2 tRNA genes and 3 rRNA genes are annotated in these 5,360 nt (G+C 53.0%); all 5 read right to left on the reverse strand.

Annotated features, from left to right (window positions below):
* Window positions 1-39 precede the first annotated feature (39 nt).
* Window positions 40-153, reverse strand: a 5S ribosomal RNA gene (rrf, locus tag AZSI13_RS14985).
* Window positions 154-256: 103 nt separating this feature from the next.
* Window positions 257-3,142 (reverse strand): 23S ribosomal RNA (locus AZSI13_RS14990).
* A gap of 231 nt (window positions 3,143-3,373) precedes the next feature.
* Window positions 3,374-3,449, reverse strand: a tRNA-Ala gene (locus tag AZSI13_RS14995).
* A 15-nt stretch (window positions 3,450-3,464) separates the two neighbouring features.
* A tRNA-Ile gene (locus tag AZSI13_RS15000) sits at window positions 3,465-3,541 on the reverse strand.
* A 133-nt stretch (window positions 3,542-3,674) separates the two neighbouring features.
* Window positions 3,675-5,214, reverse strand: a 16S ribosomal RNA gene (locus AZSI13_RS15005).
* The 16S, 23S and 5S rRNA genes sit together here with 2 tRNA genes alongside, the layout of an rRNA operon.
* Window positions 5,215-5,360 lie beyond the last annotated feature (146 nt).

Raw genomic sequence — 5,360 nt, forward strand, 5'->3', positions numbered from 1 at the left:
AAACACCCCATCCTTTTGGATGGGGTGTTTTGTAGGGGAGCCTGGCGGTGACCTACTTTCGCACACGTAGTATGCACTATCATCGGCGCAACTCTGTTTCACGGTCCTGTTCGGGATGGGAAGGGGTGGGGCCAGAGCGCTATTGCCGCCAAGCGTAACTTGTTCGCTTGCCGTCGTATGACGTCAAGCGCAAATGGGAGAAGGTTTAAATGTGATTGCGAACAAACTTGAAGCTGCGTTTGATCCTCAGAGTTATAGGATCAAGCCGCACGGGCAATTAGTATCGGTTAGCTTAACGCATTACTGCGCTTCCACACCCGACCTATCAACGTGGTGGTCTTCCACGACCCTTTAGGGGGCTCAAGGCCCCGGGGAAGTCTAATCTTGAGGCGAGTTTCACGCTTAGATGCTTTCAGCGTTTATCTCTTCCGAACTTAGCTACCCGGCGATGCGACTGGCGTCACAACCGGTACACCAGGGGTTCGTCCACTCCGGTCCTCTCGTACTAGGAGCAGCCCCCCTCAAACTTCCAGCGCCCACGGCAGATAGGGACCAAACTGTCTCACGACGTTTTAAACCCAGCTCACGTACCTCTTTAAATGGCGAACAGCCATACCCTTGGGACCGGCTACAGCCCCAGGATGAGATGAGCCGACATCGAGGTGCCAAACACCGCCGTCGATATGAACTCTTGGGCGGTATCAGCCTGTTATCCCCAGAGTACCTTTTATCCGTTGAGCGATGGCCCTTCCATACAGAACCACCGGATCACTATGACCTGCTTTCGCACCTGCTCGACTTGTGGGTCTCGCAGTCAAGCACGCTTATGCCATTGCACTATTAGCACGATGTCCGACCGTACCTAGCGTACCTTCGTACTCCTCCGTTACCTTTTGGGAGGAGACCGCCCCAGTCAAACTGCCTACCATGCACGGTCCCAGATCTGGATTCACAGACCATGGTTAGAACCTCAAACAAACCAGGGTGGTATTTCAAGGACGACTCCACCAGAACTAGCGTCCTGGTCTCACAGTCTCCCACCTATCCTACACAGATCGGTTCAAAGTCCAATGCAAAGCTACAGTAAAGGTTCATGGGGTCTTTCCGTCTAGCCGCGGGGAGATTGCATCTTCACAAACATTTCAATTTCGCTGAGTCTCAGGAGGAGACAGTGTGGCCATCGTTACGCCATTCGTGCAGGTCGGAACTTACCCGACAAGGAATTTCGCTACCTTAGGACCGTTATAGTTACGGCCGCCGTTTACCGGGGCTTCGATCAAGAGCTTGCACCCCATCACTTAACCTTCCGGCACCGGGCAGGCGTCACACCCTATACGTCCACTTTCGTGTTTGCAGAGTGCTGTGTTTTTATTAAACAGTCGCAGCCACCATTTCACTGCAACCCCATCGAGCTTCGAGAGCAAGTCTCTACACTCTACCGGGGCGCACCTTATCCCGAAGTTACGGTGCCAATTTGCCGAGTTCCTTCTCCTGAGTTCTCTCAAGCGCCTTAGAATTCTCATCCTGCCCACCTGTGTCGGTTTGCGGTACGGTCCCAATGTAACTGAAGCTTAGAGGCTTTTCTTGGAAGCTTGGTATCAATCACTTCGCGCTCAAAGAGCGCTCGTCGTCACGCCTCAGCTTAGCCCCCCGGATTTGCCTAAGGGGCACGCCTACACGCTTAAACCGGGACGTCCAACACCCGGATGACCTAACCTTCTCCGTCCCCCCATCGCATTACATTGAGGTACAGGAATATTAACCTGTTTCCCATCGACTACGCTTTTCAGCCTCGCCTTAGGGGCCGACTCACCCTGCGCCGATGAACGTTGCGCAGGAAACCTTGGGCTTTCGGCGAGGGAGCTTTTCACTCCCTTTATCGCTACTCATGTCAGCATTCGCACTTCTGATACCTCCAGCATCCCTCACGAGACACCTTCAACGGCCTACAGAACGCTCTCCTACCATATCCAAAGGATATCCGCGATTTCGGTGCATAGTTTGAGCCCCGTTACATCTTCCGCGCAGGACGACTCGACCAGTGAGCTATTACGCTTTCTTTAAAGGGTGGCTGCTTCTAAGCCAACCTCCTGGCTGTCTGAGCCTTCCCACCTCGTTTCCCACTTAACTATGTCTTTGGGACCTTAATCGGCGGTCTGGGTTGTTTCCCTCTTGACACCGGACGTTAGCACCCGATGTCTGTCTCCCAAGCTCGCACTCTACGGTATTCAGAGTTTGCTATGGCGGCGTAAGTCGCGATGACCCCACCAACCATTACAGTGCTTTACCCCCGTAGGTGATACTTGAGGCACTACCTAAATAGTTTTCGGAGAGAACCAGCTATTTCCGGATTTGTTTAGCCTTTCACCCCTATCCACAGCTCATCCCCTAATTTTTCAACATTAGTGGGTTCGGACCTCCAGTGCGTGTTACCGCACCTTCATCCTGGCCATGGATAGATCATCCGGTTTCGGGTCTACGCCCTGCTACTTAACGCCCTTATCAGACTCGGTTTCCCTACGCCTTCCCTACTCGGTTAAGCTCGCAACAGAACGTAAGTCGCTGACCCATTATACAAAAGGTACGCAGTCACCCCACGAAGGGGCTCCCACTGTTTGTATGCATGCGGTTTCAGGATCTATTTCACTCCCCTCCCGGGGTTCTTTTCGCCTTTCCCTCACGGTACTGGTTCACTATCGGTCGATTACGAGTATTTAGCCTTGGAGGATGGTCCCCCCATGTTCAGACAGGGTTTCTCGTGCCCCGCCCTACTTGTCGCAAACTTAGTACCACGATCCTGTTTTCGCGTACGGGGCTATCACCCACTACGGCGACACTTTCCAGAGTCTTCCGCTAACAGATTCGCTATCACTTGCAGGCTGTTCCCATTTCGCTCGCCACTACTTTGGGAATCTCGGTTGATTTCTTTTCCTCCGGCTACTTAGATGTTTCAGTTCACCGGGTTCGCCTCCACTGACCTATGTATTCAGTCAGGGATACTCCTTGCGGAGTGGGTTTCCCCATTCGGACATCTCTGGATCAAAGCTTCGTTGCCAGCTCCCCAGAGCTTTTCGCAGGCTTGCACGTCCTTCATCGCCTGTAATCGCCAAGGCATCCACCACATGCACTTAGTCGCTTGATCCTATAACTTTGAGGCCTCTTGCGAGGCAAATCATAGGCAACTTAAGTTTGTGTACATATCGCGTTAGCTGTAACGCGATACGATGCAATCACATGTACATCTGGGCCAGGTTGTCGGCACCAGATATACAACCTTCTCCAATTTGTTAAAGAGCAAACAGCATTTTGACCAAGAGGTCAGACCTAAGCACTTTTGCTTACGTATGAGCTCTTAAAGACAACCGAAAGGGGTTGGTGGAGGCAGACGGGATCGAACCGACGACATCCAGCTTGCAAAGCTGGCGCTCTCCCAACTGAGCTATGCCCCCGCCTTTATAAAGCGGTGGTGGGTCAGGTAGGAATCGAACCTACGACCCCCGCCTTATCAAGACGGTGCTCTAACCGACTGAGCTACTGACCCGAACCTTATCGAAGGGTCAGTAGAGGACTCGGAGTCAGTACGCTTGCGCGCTACTCCTGCTCCTTGTCTTTCCCTCATGCTGTTACTGGAACAACCGATAGGTTGTAGATGCTTGGAGGATGCTTTTCTCTAGAAAGGAGGTGATCCAGCCGCACCTTCCGATACGGCTACCTTGTTACGACTTCACCCCAGTCATGAATCCTACCGTGGTAATCGCCCTCCTTACGGTTAGGCTAACTACTTCTGGTAGAACCCACTCCCATGGTGTGACGGGCGGTGTGTACAAGACCCGGGAACGTATTCACCGCGACATGCTGATCCGCGATTACTAGCGATTCCGACTTCACGCAGTCGAGTTGCAGACTGCGATCCGGACTACGATCGGCTTTCTGGGATTGGCTCCACCTCGCGGCTTGGCAACCCTCTGTACCGACCATTGTATGACGTGTGAAGCCCTACCCATAAGGGCCATGAGGACTTGACGTCATCCCCACCTTCCTCCGGTTTGTCACCGGCAGTCTCATTAAAGTGCCCAACTGAATGATGGCAATTAATGACAAGGGTTGCGCTCGTTGCGGGACTTAACCCAACATCTCACGACACGAGCTGACGACAGCCATGCAGCACCTGTGTCCAGGCTCCCTTTCGGGCACCAATCCATCTCTGGAAAGTTCCTGGCATGTCAAGGGTAGGTAAGGTTTTTCGCGTTGCATCGAATTAATCCACATCATCCACCGCTTGTGCGGGTCCCCGTCAATTCCTTTGAGTTTTAACCTTGCGGCCGTACTCCCCAGGCGGTCAACTTCACGCGTTAGCTGCGGTACTAAAAGGTTTAACCCTTCCAACACCTAGTTGACATCGTTTAGGGCGTGGACTACCAGGGTATCTAATCCTGTTTGCTCCCCACGCTTTCGTGCATGAGCGTCAGTACTAACCCAGGGGGCTGCCTTCGCCATCGGTATTCCTCCACATCTCTACGCATTTCACTGCTACACGTGGAATTCTACCCCCCTCTGCCGTACTCTAGCCTCGCAGTCACAAACGCAGTTCCCAGGTTGAGCCCGGGGATTTCACGTCTGTCTTACGAAACCGCCTGCGCACGCTTTACGCCCAGTAATTCCGATTAACGCTCGCACCCTACGTATTACCGCGGCTGCTGGCACGTAGTTAGCCGGTGCTTCTTATGCGGGTACCGTCATCAACAACGGATATTAGCCGTTGCCATTTCTTCCCCGCCGAAAGAGCTTTACAACCCGAAGGCCTTCTTCACTCACGCGGCATGGCTGGATCAGGGTTGCCCCCATTGTCCAAAATTCCCCACTGCTGCCTCCCGTAGGAGTCTGGGCCGTGTCTCAGTCCCAGTGTGGCAGATCATCCTCTCAGACCTGCTACGGATCGTCGCCTTGGTGAGCCTTTACCTCACCAACTAGCTAATCCGACATCGGCCGCTCCAAGAGCGCGAGGTCTTGCGATCCCCCGCTTTCCTGCTCACAGAATATGCGGTATTAGCCATCCTTTCGGATAGTTATCCCCCACTCCTGGGTACGTTCCGATGCATTACTCACCCGTTCGCCACTCGCCACCAGGAGCAAGCTCCCGTGCTGCCGTTCGACTTGCATGTGTAAGGCATGCCGCCAGCGTTCAATCTGAGCCAGGATCAAACTCTTCAGTTTAATCTCTGCTTAAAACTCGCTTGACGGATATATTCAAGTTTCCTTGACTACATCTTTGTGCAAGCGCTTGATTCATTTGTCCGACCTAAGCCGGAACACCCAACCAAGCACCTACACCTATCGGTTGTCCTACTTTTTAAAGAGCT

The organism is Azospira sp. I13, assembly GCF_003112695.1.
GTDB lineage: Bacteria > Pseudomonadota > Gammaproteobacteria > Burkholderiales > Rhodocyclaceae > Azospira.